General features: G+C 66.8%; 6 protein-coding genes. All 6 read left to right on the top strand.

The window, feature by feature from the left end:
• Positions 1–112 precede the first annotated feature (112 nt).
• The gene (locus RBB39_RS03370; RefSeq protein ID WP_045994540.1) at positions 113–853 is read left to right on the top strand and encodes an ABC transporter permease; all 741 of its coding nucleotides are present in this window, start codon (positions 113–115) and stop codon (positions 851–853) included.
• Between the two features lie 460 nt (positions 854–1313).
• Positions 1314–8201, top strand: a complete 6888-nt coding sequence (locus tag RBB39_RS03375; protein ID WP_306168788.1) for a DUF4347 domain-containing protein — start codon at positions 1314–1316, stop codon at positions 8199–8201.
• Positions 8195–11191: a VCBS domain-containing protein gene (locus RBB39_RS03380; RefSeq protein WP_306168789.1), complete on the top strand. Its 2997-nt coding sequence runs from the start codon at positions 8195–8197 to the stop codon at positions 11189–11191. Before RBB39_RS03375 ends, RBB39_RS03380 begins: the two co-directional genes overlap by 7 nt.
• Before the next feature lie 23 nt (positions 11192–11214).
• The gene (locus RBB39_RS03385) at positions 11215–12810 is read left to right on the top strand and encodes a TolC family protein (protein ID WP_083970610.1); all 1596 of its coding nucleotides are present in this window, start codon (positions 11215–11217) and stop codon (positions 12808–12810) included.
• Positions 12800–13660: an efflux RND transporter periplasmic adaptor subunit gene (locus RBB39_RS03390; protein ID WP_204248995.1), complete on the top strand. Its 861-nt coding sequence runs from the start codon at positions 12800–12802 to the stop codon at positions 13658–13660. The genes RBB39_RS03385 and RBB39_RS03390 overlap by 11 nt, the downstream gene beginning before the upstream one ends.
• The gene (locus RBB39_RS03395) at positions 13657–15087 is read left to right on the top strand and encodes an efflux RND transporter periplasmic adaptor subunit (RefSeq protein ID WP_306168790.1); all 1431 of its coding nucleotides are present in this window, start codon (positions 13657–13659) and stop codon (positions 15085–15087) included. The genes RBB39_RS03390 and RBB39_RS03395 overlap by 4 nt, the downstream gene beginning before the upstream one ends.

The raw sequence follows: 15087 nt of genomic DNA on the forward strand, positions 1-15087 counted from the left end.
AGCCCCGGGAGACCTGATATGCGCTGGTGTCATTTCATTGCGCCCTTTGGACGTTCACGGCGTGTCAAACGCGGCCAGCCCCATTCTCACCTCCAGCCCCGGGAGACCTGACATGGACTTCAGCTGGTTGAGCGACCCTTTCTATCAGGAATACCTCATCGAAGGCCTGATCAATACCCTGTGGCTGCTGCTGGTATCGGCCATCGCCGGCCTCACCCTGGCCATCGGCATGGCCATGGCACGCATCAGGGGCCCCCGACCGCTGGCCTGGACGGCCACGGCGGTGACCTCGGTCATTCGCGGCACCCCATTGCTGGTGCAGCTGTTCTTCTTCTACTACGGGGTGGGTCGGCTGCTGGAAGGCATCCCCGGCATCCAGGACAGCATCTTCTGGGGCTTGCTGCGCGACCCGTTCTTCTACGCCACCCTTACCTTCACCCTCTCGGTCAGCGCCTACAGCGGCGAGATCCTGCGCGGCGCCCTGCTCAGCGTACCGCCAGGCGAGCGCGAGGCCGGGCGGGCCTTCGGCCTCAACCCGTTCCAGGTATTCTGGCGTCTGTGGCTACCCCGCGCGGTACAGTTGTGTCTGCCCACCCTCACCGGCGAGATGATCCTGCTGCTGAAGTCGATCCCGCTGGTCTCGACCATCGCCATGATGGATCTGCTCCAGGCGGCCAACATCATTCGCGACGAGACCTTCCTGACCTACGAACCACTGCTGCTGATCGCCGCCGTCTATCTGCTGCTGACCATCGTGCTGACGCTGTGCCTGCGTCAGGTCGAACACCACTTCCCGGGGGTACAACCGGTACGTCGCGCCTGGCGCCCCTTTGGACAACCACGTCGGGTGTAACGTCGCTTCGCCATCCGCACCGACATCGACGCCCATGTCGATGTGACCTTCCCGCCTTCCCTGTGCCGGCCAATGTCGATCGACCGCCGGCACAGGCCGCTTTTTCCTCTTTTCCTCACGCGCCTGCTCGGCTCGCCCCCACCGGCATTCCTCCCCGGAAACGTCAGTGGTTCCACATCGTTTTCGGCGTTAACCCTCACGTTATTTGCTTCAGCGGGCGTTCCTGACGTTCGCCCTCCCCCAAAAAAGGGCCCTGCCAGCCCTCGAGTGAAGGGCTGGGGCCTTGGCGTCAGCCGCCTACCATAGCCTTGTCACTACCGTCCTGATCCGCGTAGCCACTCCTCCACTTTTTCGGCACAGAATGAGAATCAACGTCTATGTTTAGGGTATTGTGCAGATATGGCATTAAAAGCGTCATCTGCCATCGATACAGTGACAACAAGGAAAGGCAGGAGTCGGTATGAAGGGAACTCGTTCACGGCTGATCGCGCTGGAGCCACGCCTGCTGTTCGATGGCGCCATGGCGGCCACCCCCGACCCCGCCAGCGATGGCGACGGTGGGAAACCCAACCAGCAGCCAACGGACGGCGACGGCCAGGCACCGGCCACCCAGGCTGACAGCCCCGCTGGCGCCGGGGCTCCCGCTCGCCACCTGGTGGTGGTGGACGCCCGCCTCTCCGACGCCCAGCGCCAGACGATCCGCGAGGGGCTGGCCGACGACGCCGAACTGCTCGAGGTGGACGCCGACGAGAACGGTATCGAGGCCATCACCGCGGCCCTGGCCGGCATGGACCAGGTCGAGAGCGTGGAGATCTTCAGCCACGGCGCCTCAGGACAGTTTCAGCTCGGCGATACCCTGGTCGGCAACGACACTCTCACGAGCCTGACGGCGAGCCTCGGCCAGTGGCGCGAGGCACTGACGGCCGACGCCGACCTGCTGCTCTACGGCTGTCGTATCGGCGCCACCGACGCTGGGCTCGAACTGGTGGAAGGTCTCGCCAGCGCCACCGGCATGGACGTGGGCGCCTCCACCGATGATACCGGCCACAGTGGCCTGGGCGGCGACTGGGAGCTGGAGCGTCAACAGGGGCAACTGGCTGACGACCGTGGCGTGGCACTCGCCGCCCTCGCACCCTTGGATGGCCTGCTGGCCGACGCCGAGCCCACGGCGTCGCTCGGCGAATCCGCAACAGAGGTGCCGCTGGGCGAGGAATTTCAGTTCACCGTCAGCGTGTCCAATGCTTCCACCGCCCAGGAAGGTTACGCCCCCTTTGTCCAGTTGATCGTGCCCGCCACCGGCAAGGACGGCGCCGGCGCCGAGGTCGACGACGGCGTCATCATCACCTCGGCAAGCTACCTGGGAGGGCAACTCGACCTCTACCAGGTGACCTTCGACGCCAACGGCGAGGCGGTGCATCCCCTGGCGAAAGACGCCAATGGCGAACCGATCACCGTGCTGGCCTCGGCCTATGGGGCCCAGGCCGGCGATACCCTGGTGGTGGCGGCGCTGCCCTTCGCCAGCCTGACCAGCGACCAGCCAAGCATCGACGTCACCTTTACCGGCGAGCTGAGCGAACTGGCCGATACCTCCCAGACCAACGGCAGCCCAAACCTGGTCATCCAGGCCATGGCCGGCTTCGAGCTTGGCAACGATGCCCTGTCCAACCCGGAGCAGGACCCCAGCCTTATCGGTAGTGCGGTCGCCTTCACCATCACCCCCACGGTCATCACGGTGGAGCAGAGCCTCGACATGAGCGAGGGCGACACCACCACCGGTGAGAACTACCCCCACAGCCTGGTCACCACGGTGCGACCGGCCGGCGCCGGTGCCACCGCCCAGACCCTGACCGACGTGGTCATCACCCAGCCGGTGCCGACCAACGTTCAGGTCACCGCCATCGATCCCGGCAACGGCACCCTGACCTCCATCACCCTGGCCAGCGGCAACACCTACACCGGTGATCTGACCATACAGGCGCTGATCAACAGCGATGCCTTCATCACCTCCTACACGGTGACCTACGACAACCTCACCGAGGCCCAGTCCAGCCGGGTCGACTTCTATGTGCCGGAGACCGATGCCAACGGCGACCCTGTCCTCGACCCGGTGACCGGCAACGACCAGACGATCACCTTTGGCGCCCCCACCGGCAGCGGCGTCTGGCTGCCGCTGGACGATCGCGACCGCAATCCCGACGATCCCGACGGCAAGGTCAGCTTCGAGGGTACCGGCGATGAACTGAGCTTCGTTGCCAAGTCGATCACCCTGGAAAAGACCGCCACCCTGGCCATCGATACCGGCACCAGCGGCCTGACTCCGGGTGACACCCTGGAATACCAGCTGGAGATGGCGCTGTCGGACTACTTCGCCTTTGGCGAGGATACCCAGCTCGAGGGTCAGTTTATCGTCACCGATACCCTCGGCAATGGCCAGACCCTCGAGGGCACCCCGACGCTGATCCTCTACAGCGGTGATGACGCCACCACCATCGATCTGGTGGTCACCACCAGCGTCAATGCCGATGGCACCACCACCCTTGTCTTCGATATCGCCCAGTCGATCGAGAACGCCTTGGATGACCAGGCCTGGCTCGCCGGCGACGCTGCCTTCGATGGGGTGATCGACGCCGGCGCCACCCGTGCGCTGATCAGCTATCGCGCGGTCATCGACGACGCCTATGCAGGCGTTACCGACCACCCTGCCATCAACGAAGGCGACAGCCTGGGCAATGCCGCCGAGGTCGATGCCACTCTGCTGCTCAACCCGAACAACCTGACCGGCGAGAGCGAGACCGACGACTCCAGCACCGAACTGACCGTGCCCACCAGCCAGGTGGACATCGCCATCGAAGGAGGCGCCAGCGAACTGGCCCCCGGCGACGAGGTGACCTTCACCCTGCGCTACGAGCTGGTCACCGGCGACCACGAAAACTTCCAGTTGATCGCCTACCTGCCGCTGCCGCTGCTCGACACCTCGGGCATCAGCTGGACGCAAGGTACTGACTCCGGCCAGTGGTCCCTGGCAGCGGACAACAGCTGGGCGGGCGAGATCACCAGCGTAGCGAGCGGTCCCGGCAACGCCATCATCTTTACCCTGGCAGACCTGACCACGACAGAGGCCAGCACCATCGCCCTGAGCTTTACCATGACGGTGGGGGATCAGCCCTTCGCCGATGGCCGCTCGCTGGATGTGCTGGCCGAATCGCGCCAGACCACCACCCTCGACAAGACCGAACTGGTGACCCAGGACGTGGTCAAGGTGCAGTCGGTGGCCGAGCCGGTCGTCACCATCACCCATGGGGTGGTGTCCTCGACCAGCGGCAGCGTCAGCGGCACCAGCGGCAGCTGGAATGCGCCCGGCACGGCGGGTGCGCCCTTCACCGGCAACATTACCGACCCGGCGGCGGTGGACGGCGACGTCACCGACATCGACGCCGGCGACACCCTGCGCCTGGCCACGCTGCTCGAGAACACCGGCGGCGGCGGCGCCTTCGACGTGACGACCGAGATCGAGCTGCCCACGGACCTGACCTTCGTCGGTGGCAGCCTGGGCGGTGCCAACCTGACCCTGACGCTCGGTGACGGCAGCGTGCTGATCGAGGGCACCGACTATAGCGTCAGTGGCAACACCATCACCCTGCTCGACGACAGCGGCCAGGCCACCCTGCAGGCCGGGCGGGATGGCAGCGCCAGCGACGCCGCCGGCACCAACATCATCGTCATCACCTACGACGTGACCGTGGCCGCGGCGGTCAGCGCCAGTCGCACCCTCGGCACCACGGCAACGCTCACCAACTACGCCAGCGTCGACGGTGGCACCGACTTTACCCCGACGGATCTCGATGACGACGCGACCCAGCAGGTGGCGGCGCCAACCATCACCACCACCTTCGCCGTCGGCGGCGACGCCACTGACGACGATTCAAGCGAGACCCACACCGACGGCGCCGACCTGGTGGTCGGCGAGTCGATGCCCTACGACATCGTGGTGACCCTGCCAGAAGGCACTACCCAGGAACTCAGGGTCAATGACCTGATACCGCCGGGCATGGCGCTGGATACCTCCTACAATGGCTCGGGTTATAAACTGATCACCCTGGCCGCCGGCAGCGACAACTTAAGCGCCGACTTCGCAGGCAGCGTCTCCGTCTCAGGCCTTGCCGGCAGTGGCGGCACCCTAGGCGTCGATGGCGTCGATGGCGTCGATGGCCAGTTCACCTTCAGCGCCGCCGGCGCCACCGGCGACAACGACACCGGCAACAATACCTTTGTTCTGCGCGTCCGCCTGATTGCCACCAACACCCTCAACAACCAGCAAGGCACCGAACACGAACACAAGGCGGGCCTGACCTATCAGGACGTCGACGGTGATGAGGTCAACGGCAGCACCGCCGTGGATCGCGACGTCAGTCAGCCCGGTACGGGCCCGACCACCACCCTGGTGGAACCCACGGTCACCATCGAACAGGCGCTGACCACTCCTTCCGACCCGGGTCTCGGAGTCGACTCTGGTGACGCCATCGAGTACGCCGTCACCTTTTCGAACACCTCGGGGGTCGACGCCTTCGACCTGGGGCTGTCTGTCCAGCTACCTGCTGAACTCGACGGCGTCAGCCTTGAGGCGGTGAGTTTCAGCGACGCCAACGGGCCCGCCGTGGGTGACTTCGAGATCACCGGCAACGACACCGACGGCTATCAACTCAGCCTCAAGAGTGGATTCGATCTCGACCTGCGTACCGGCCATTCCATCACCCTGACCATCGGTGGCACCGTAGGCGCCACTGCCGCGGATCTGGCCAACCTGACCTCCGAGGCCCGGGTCGACTGGACCAGTCTCGACGAGACCAGCTCCAGCAATGGTACCGAACGGACAGGAGCCGACGGGGAACTGGGGGATGGCTCCCTCAACGACTATCGGCAGATCGATATCCAGGCGATCCCGATCGCTCAGACACTGCAGGTGTCCCGCGTCGGCGGGCTGGACAGCACCGCTGCTGCAGACCCGACCGGCGACACCCGCGAAGACGTCGCGGTGGGTGAAATCATCCGCTACCGGGTGGTGGCGCTGCTGCCCGAAGGCACTACGGACAACTATCAACTGACGATTCAGGTCGATGAAGGTCTCACCATTCTCCCGGAGACGGCCAACCAGATCCTGATGGCCTTCATCGCCAACGATGGTGGTCTGACAAGCAACCTGAACACCAACGCCGATTCCGTCGAGGGCAATGGCCAGTCCCCCGAGGCCGGGTACATCCAGAGTGACCTGAGCGGCGGACCGGAGAGTGTGCTCGATCCTGCCCGCTACACCATCAGCGGCGATGGACGCACCCTGACCATCGACCTGGGCACCATCACCAACGCCGATAATGACCTCGACAAGGAAGGCCTTTCGCTCGAGTTCAATGTGCGGGTCGACAACGTCTCGACCAACCAGGCAGGGACAGAGCTTGGCATGGTCGTGACCGAAAGCCGCGACGGCACCAGTTTCCAGAGCGAGGAAATCTACGAACGTATCGTCGAGCCGTCCTTTACCGAGATGACCAAGACGGTGGTGGATTTCGATCCGGCCCCGGATGACACCACCGGCACCGCCAGCGTCACCGTTGCCTTTACCCAGAACGGCGGCATGCCCGCCTACGATGTGGTGCTGACCGACGCCTTTCCCTCGGGCAGCGATTATGTCATCGACAGTGTGGTCATCGATGGCCAGAGCTACAGCCTGGGCGGCCTGCCGGCCGGAGTCGTGGCCAACGCCACCGCCAGTGGAATCGAGGTCACCTTTGCACAGCTCGACCCGGGCAGCGAGGTCAGCGTGTCCTATCGCCTCGAGGTACCCAACGATGCGGTGGTGACGGCCACCGCCGCCGAGGCCCGTCTTGCCTGGTCCAGCCTGCCCGACGACGGCAGTTTCGATGGCTTTGCTGGCAGCGATGTCGGCCCCGACGGCTCGGCAGCGGGCGAGCGTACCGATGCCGACGGAAGCGGCGGGCTCAATGACTATGTGTTGACCGCCGGGGCGAGTCTCGGGCTGATCGAAGGCACCCTGTGGAATGACACCCTCAGCGCCAACACCAGCAAGACACCCGATGGCGATGGTCTGGCCGGCGTCAGTGTGACCCTGACCTGGGACGGCAACAACGACGGCGACTTCGATGACGACGAAGATCTCACCTTTGACACCGTCACCGACGCAAACGGCAACTACTCCTTCGGCGTGCTGCCCAAGGGCAGCTATCGCATCTCGGCCAGCGAAAGCCTCACCGACGCCGATGCCGGCGAGCTGAAGGCGCGTATCGACAGCGGACCCTCCGACGACGGCAGCCTATCGTTGATCACCGGCGCCGTAGACGGCGACACCACCTTCGACGCCGATATCGGCTATGTCGAACTCAACGACGCCCCGGTCCACACCTTGCCGGCCTCGCCGGTCTCCGGTGACGAAGACACCGACATTACCATCACCGGCATCTCGATCGCCGACCCCGACGCCCTGACGCCCGGCGCCCCAAGCGCCCCCGCCGCCCAGAACCTGACCACCACCCTGAGCGTCAACAACGGCACCCTGAGCGCCTCCGGGGACGGTGGCGCCAGTGTGTCAGGCAGCGGCACCAGCGAGCTGATCCTCACCGGCAGCGTCGACGAGATCAACGCTGCCCTCGCCACCCTGACCTATACCGGCAACGCCAACTTCAACGGTGACGATACCCTGACCCTCGTTACCAGCGACAACGGCAACTTCGGCGACCACCCGGACACCGGCAACGGCACTCCCGGCGAGAGCGCCGACGCCCTGACCGACCGCGATACCCTGGCCATCGAAGTGATCGCGGTTAACGACGAGCCTGAGGCCAACGACGACAGCGCCATCGCCGTGGAGGCCGGGGGACGCTTCAATATCGGCGGCATCGACCCCAACGGCCTGGTCATCCTCAACGATACCGACAACGACCTCAATGACGCCGACCCCGACGTGCTGACGGTGGTCCGGGCGGGCACCACCGCGGGCTCACTGCAGGCGGTCAACAGCGACCCCGCCTCGCCCACCCGTATCGTCGGCACCTACGGCACCCTGGTGATCTCCTCGAGCGGCTCGGCGGAGTACCTGCTCGACAACGACAACCCCGCCGTAGAGGCCCTGAGACTGAGCGGCAATACCCTGCCCGAGACCTTCGTCTACGAAATCAGCGATCGCGAAGGCGCCATCTCCCAGGCCACCATCACCATCACCATCGAAGGCGCCAACGACGCCCCGGTGGGCGTCGACGACAGCGGCGTGGCCATCGAGAAAGGTGGCATCAGCAACGCCACCGCCGGCCCGGCCAGGACGCCACCGGCAATGTGCTGACCAACGATACCGACGTCGACCTCAACGGCGAGACCAAGGCGGTCACAGGTATCCGCGATGGCGATGAGCTCCTAGGCAGTTTCGATGAGGTCACCGGCGCCACCAACGTGATCGGAAAATACGGCACCCTGACCATCGACCAGGATGGCAGCTATACCTACGTCATCGCTGACGACAACGCAGACGTCGAAGCCCTGGCGGTGGGCGATACCCTGAGCGAGACCTTCAGCTACCTGGTCACCGACGCCGAGGGACTCGATGACATCGCGGTGCTGACCATCACCATCGAAGGCGCCCAGGACAACCCCGTCGCCACCAACAACACCACCAGCGCCCAGGCACCGTCCACCGACGGCGCCACGCCGGCGGTGGACGGCACCGGCAATCTGATCGCTGATGACGACGGCGATGACGTCGACGCCGACGTGGATACCATCGACCAGGGTGCACTCGCCGTCGGCGCCATTCGCCCCGGCAGCGAGACGGCCGGCGGCGCCATGACCAGCCTCGGTGGCGTCAGCGCCAGCGTCGATGGTCAGTACGGGCGCCTCACGGTAAACGCCGACGGCAGTTACCGCTACGTGGTCGACGGCGACAACGCCGCCGTACAGGCCCTGGCGGCAGGCGCCACCCTAAGCGAGACCTTCACCTATAGGCTGATCGACACCGCCGGCAATCCGGACCTGGCCGAGCTGGTCGTCACCGTCACCGGCGCCAACGATCCGCCGAGCCCGGTGGCCGACAAGGCCATCGCGGTGGAGGCCGGGGGTACCGCCAACGCCACCCCAGGTGACGACCCCAGCGGCAATGTCCTGACCAACGACGACGACGTGGATGGACAGACACTGAGTGTCGATCAGGTCCGCTTCAACACCACCACGGTAAACGCCGGCCAGCCGCTGGCCGGACGCTACGGCACCCTGACCCTGAACGCTGACGGCAGCTTTTCCTATGTGGTCGACAACACCAATCCGGCGGTGGAGGCCCTAAGAACCGCCAACGATACCCTCACCGAGGTCTTCGTCTACCGCAGCGTCGATCCCCTGGGTGCCAGCACCACGGCGCGTCTGACCGTGACCATCGAGGGACGCGACGATGCCCCGGTGGCCGCCGACAACGTCGCCCTGGCGGTGGCCGACAGCGATCAGGGCACCGGCCGTGATCCCAGCGGCAATGTGCTCGACAACGACAGTGATATCGACGCCGGTGACCAACTGGCCGTGAGTGGCGCCCGCCCCGGCACTGAGGCCGCAGGCGGGGCCCTGTCCACCCCCAGCGCCGGCACGATAACCCTGACAGGCCAGTACGGCACCCTGACGCTTGCTACCGACGGCAGCTACAGCTACGCGGTCGACCAGTCCAACGCCGAGATCCTCGGGCTTGGCCCCCTGGAGTTCCGCCGTGACGTCTTTACCTACGAGGCCCGTGATCTGGCGGGACTGGTGGACCTGGCCGAACTGACGGTGTTCGTGCGCGGCCAGAACCAGGCGCCGGTGCCCGGCACCGACGATGGCCTGGCGGTGGAGGCCGGTGGCCGCGACAACGCCACGCCCGGGGCGGACGCCGTGGGCAATGTGCTCGACAACGACAGCGACGTCGATGGCGACATCAACCTCGGCGTCAACCTGCTCGGCCCCAACCTGACGGTGACCGGCGTTCGCACCGGCGATGACCCAAGCGCCGGCACCGAAGGCACCCTCGGCAAGGCACTCAAGGGCCGCTACGGCAGCCTGGTGATGGAGGCCGACGGCAGCTACCGCTACCAGGTCGATGACGACAACCCGGAGGTCCAGGCGTTGCGTCAAAGCGGCCAGACCCTGGTCGACGTCTTCACCTATGCGCTGGAGGACCGCTGGGGCGGCCCCGCCAGTGCCAGCCTGACGATCACCATCGATGGGCGCAACGATACACCGACGGCCCGCGACGACAGCGGCGACGCCGTGGACATCGGCGGAGGCGCGAGCCGCCCCGACGCCACCGGCAATGTGCTGCCCAACGACACCGACGTCGACGCCGAGCGCTACGGCGAGACCCAGAGGGTCACCCTGGTGGCACAGGACGGCGTCAGCGCGGCGCCCGGCGAGCGCCTGGCGGGCCGCTACGGCACCCTGATCATCGAGGCGGACGGCAGCTACCGCTACTTTATCGACCGCACCAACAGCGAGGTGCTGCGCGCCAGCGGCCTGGGTCCGCTGTTGCAGGAGGTCTTCGTCTACACCCTGACCGACCAGGCCGGCGCCAGCGACACCGCCACCCTGACCCTGACCCTGGATATCGCCGCACCCTATATTCCGATCAGGGATGGCGCCGGCCCCCACTTCCTGCGCCCGGACGATGGGCGCCAGTCGCGCGCCACCCTTGGCGATGTCGACCCGGTGGTCTATGTCACCCCGGAAGTCGAGCGCAACAGCCGCCAGGTCTTCGATTACCTGCGCCTGTCCCACGGCGCCCAGCCCTGGCTGGTCCGGCCGCTGGAGATGCAGATCCCGTCGCTGGCCAATGGCCTGGGTGAGGTGCCAGGCCAGTACGTGCTACGCGGCGTAGCCTTGAGTCGCCTGTACGCCGAGCAGGATCAATTGCTGATGCTGGGCCGCCACGGCCGCACCGACCTGACGGCGGATGGCCTGCTGGCCGATCCCTCCCTCTACGCTCCCACCCGCGAACAATTGCTGAACAACGCCGCTGGTGCCGATGGCGAACCGACGATTCCGACGCGAAGCTCGACGCCGGGCGACGCTCAACCTGGCTCGGCCGAGGCGCCGAACCGCGACGCGGCAGATGACGGCCGGCCTGTGCTGCCGCCGGGGGCCGAATGGATCGCCGATGGTGACCAGGACGATCGCCTCGAGCCAGCAGCGCTGGCCCAGGGCGGCTGGCGCGGGCCAGATGAGACCTCCGGCGCCTCTCCCAGGGTCGCTGCAGGCTTTCGCGCACAACTGACGGCCATGGCCGGCTCCACCGCGCCGCTGCAAGGGGAGCACGACCTGTGAGATTCGAACGACAAGGACACCGCATGCATCGACTACCGCTCACCACGCTGGCGGTCACCGCCGGCCTGACCCTGAGTGCCTGCTCCAGCCTCGAGCCCCAGCCCTTCGACGCCACCGAGATCCGTCAGCGGGCGATCAGCGACCAGGCCCAGATGTATCGCCTGCAGGAGCCGCTCAATCAGCCGGTTACCTTCTACGAGGCCGCCGCCCGGGCACTCAAGTACAACCTCGACTATCGCCTGAAGCTGATGGAAAGCGCCCTGGCCTCGAACCTGCGTGACGTCTCGCGCCATGAACTGCTGCCACGCATCGTCGCCGAGGCCGGCTACAGTGATCGCAGCAATGACTCCGGTGGCACCTCCATCGGTATCGAAGACGGCGAGGAAAGCCTGCGGCCCTCCACCTCGGAGCAGCGCTACCGTTCCACCGCGGGCCTTGGCCTGTCCTGGAGCCTGCTCGACTTCGGCCTGGCCTACTACGAGAACCAGCAGAAGGCCGACCAGATGCTGATGGCCGAGGAACGCCGGCGCAAGGTCGCCCAGAACGTGCTGCGCGACGTACGCAACGCCTACTGGCGGGCGCTGGCCGCCCAACGCCTGATTCCTCGCCTCAATGTACTGCTGGCGCGCACCGAGGTGGCCCTGGACGCCGCCCGTGAGGCCCAGCGCCAGGGACTGCTGCCACGCCAGGAGGTACTGGCCTACCAGCGCGCGCTGCTCGACTCCACCACCCTGCTGACCGCGCGCCGCCAGGATCTGGAGCTGGCCAAGACCGAACTGGCCGCACTGATGTCGCTGCCCCCCGGTACCCGCCTGATCCTGGCCGACGAACCGGAACCGGATCTTCCCCCGGACGTCAGCGATATCGAGCGCCTGGAACAGCTGGCGCTGCAGCACCGCCCGGAGATCATGGAGGAGTGGTACCGCAAGCGGGTCAACCAGAACGACCTGGAAGCCGCCAAGCTCAGGCTGTGGCCCAACGTCACGGTCAGCGCGGGCATCGAGTACGACTCCAACGACTACCTGTACAACAACGACTGGACCGAGACCGGCGTCAACGTGTCCTTGAACCTGTTGAAGCTGTTGTCCTATCCCGATCTGAACGAAGCCCAGGACACCCAGGGTGATGCCGACGACCTGCGCCGTACCGCCCTGTCCATGGCGGTACTGACCCAGGTGCGGGTGGGCGCCCTGCGCTACCACCTGGCCCGCGAGGAGCTCGAGTACAGCGACGAGAGTCTCGAGGTGGACGAGGACCTGCTGGCCTACGCCAAGGCCGCGGCCTCCTCTTCCATCGGCTCGGAGCTCGAGGTGATTCGCGCCGAGAGCCGCTACCTGCTGTCCCAGTACCAGCGCGAGGCGGCCTACTCCCGCGCCCAGGCCGCCTGGGGCCGGTTATTCAACTCGGTGGGCCTGGACGTGCTGCCCGAGACCGTCGCCCAGCACGATGTACAGACCCTGGCCGGCGAGATCGAACGGATCATGACCACCCACGAGCGCCAGGGCATCATTGCGCCTCACCCGGGCCAGCCACCGGCGCCAGCCGGCGGGCCCACCCTGGAGCCGCGTCGCCCGCAGCCGGGGACAGGCGCCGATGAGGGGGGCACCGATGCCGTCTAATCGCCTTCGCCCGCGCTCGGCCGGGATGCTCCTCGGCCTCGCACTGCCCCTGCTCGGGCTGTCGGCGCCAGCATCGGCCCAGCAGTCGGCACCTCAATCGACCCAGCAGCCGACCCAGCATTCGGCACAGCAATCGACCCAGCAAAGCCGGAGCGAGCTGACCATGCGCGCCCTGCTGGCCCCCCAGCAGGAGGCGACCCTGTCCAGCCGCATGGAAGGCACCCTGGACGAGCTAGCCGTGTCGCTGGGGGCTACGGTGGCCGAGGGCGATGTGCTTGCCCGCTTCGACTGTCGAATCGAACAGGCCCGGGTCAACGTGGCCAATACCGAACTCGGCGTGGCCCGGCTCAACAGCCAGGCCAAGGACCGCCTGCGCCGCCTGGACGCAGTGGGCGATCTCGAGGTGGCGCTGGCCCGCGCGGAGGTCGACAAGGCCCAGAGCGCCTTGAACCTTGCCGCCGTCCAGCGCGATCGCTGTACCTTGAAGGCGCCCTTCGCCGGGCGCATCGCCGCGGTTCACGTCAAGCCCTTTCAGACCATGGCCGCCGGTACGCCGATCGTCGATCTGGTCGGTGATGGCCCTCTCAAGGTCCGGCTCAATGCCCCCTCGGCGCACCTGGCCGAACTCGGCGAAGGCCAGTCGCTCAGCCTTGACGTCAGCGAGACCGGCAAGCGCTACGCCGCCACGCTCAGCGCGGTGAGTGCCCGCATCGATGCGGTGGCCCAGACCGTCGAGCTCGAGGCACGCCTCGACCAGGCCCATGACGAGCTGATGCCGGGCATGACCGGGCGTGCCACCCTGGTGGCCGAATCGCCTACCACAGAGGACAGCGACGAAGGCACGCCATGAGCGCCAGCGAACACCCACGCCCGGCGTCGCTGGCGTCATTGAGCCTGGCCCTGCGAGATCGCGCGCTGGACGCCGACTCGCGCACCACCCTGGCCTTCTCCATCGCCAACGACCCCTATCCGCTGCTGCGCTTTCGTCAGGCACTGGTACTGGAGGGCCGTGCCCGGGGTGCGGTCAGGCTGCGCTGTGTCTCGGGGCTGGCCACGCCCACCGAGCGCACCCCCTTCGTCAACTGGGTGGAAAGGCTCGGCGCCTGGCTGCTCGATCAACACGACATCGATGGCCCCAGGCTGCTGCTGCGCGATCAACTTGAACTCCCCGACGACCTGTCCGAAGGCTGGGCCCAGTGGTGGCCAGAGGTGCTGTGGCTGGTGCCGCTGGGTCCCGGCGTCGCCGACGCCGACCGAAAGTCGTCCAGCGACCATGCCTGGGCGCTGTTTCTGCTCGAGCAGCCACCGCCCCAGGCGCTGCGCCAGCAGCTCGGTGGCCTGGCCGCCACCTGGCGCTACTGCTGGCTGGCCCTGGCGCCACGCCGACGCGCCTGGCAGCTACCGCGTCGTCGGCTCGGCTGGCTGTTATTGGTTGCAGTGATCGCCGCGATGTTCCTACCGGTGCGCCAGTCGGCCCTGGCCCCGGCCGAGATCGTGTCGCTGGACAGCGCCGCCATCACCAGCCCGCTGGACGGTGTGGTGGCCGAGATGCTGGTAGAGCCCAACTCACGCGTCGAGGCCGGCACCCCCCTGTTTCGCCTGGATCGTAGCGAACTCGAAGGCCGCGCCGAGGTACTCAGGCGTCAGCTCGAGGTGGCCAGCGCCGAGCTCGACGCCGCCGGCAACCTGGCCTTCGACGACCGCTCACGGCTCGCCGACATAAGTCGCCTGAGGCGCCAGCAGGCACAGCGCCTGGCCGAACTGGAGGCACTGGAGGCCAGGCTCGAACGCACCCTGGTGACGGCTCCGACGGCGGGAGTCGCGGTCTACAGCGACCCCGACGACTGGGAAGGACGCCCCGTCGCCACCGGCGAGCGCATCCTGCGCCTGGCCGCCCCCGATCAGCCGGCGGTGGAGATCCAGCTGGCCGCCGCCGACGCCATCACCCTGGCAGCGGGGGCCGAGGTCAAGGTGTTCCTCAGCGCCCGTCCGCTGGAACCGATCGGCGCGCGCCTCATCCAGACCAGCTACGAAGCCTCGACCGACGCAGATGGCGTCGCCGCCTATCGCCTGCTGGCCGAGCTTGCGCCGACCGAGGTGAAAGACAGCGCCGGACAGAGCCTCGACCAGGGGACCGATACCCAGACCGACTCAGCAGCGAACAAGGTACGCCTGGGGCTGCACGGCACCGCCAAGGTCTACGGCGAAGAGGTCAGTCTCGGCTACTACCTGCTGCGCCGGCCGCTGTCGGCCTTGCGCGCCTGGACGGGGTGGTAG

The sequence above is a fragment of the Halomonas sp. MMSF_3323 genome, assembly GCF_030733595.1.
In the GTDB taxonomy this organism is placed as follows: domain Bacteria; phylum Pseudomonadota; class Gammaproteobacteria; order Pseudomonadales; family Halomonadaceae; genus Halomonas; species Halomonas litopenaei.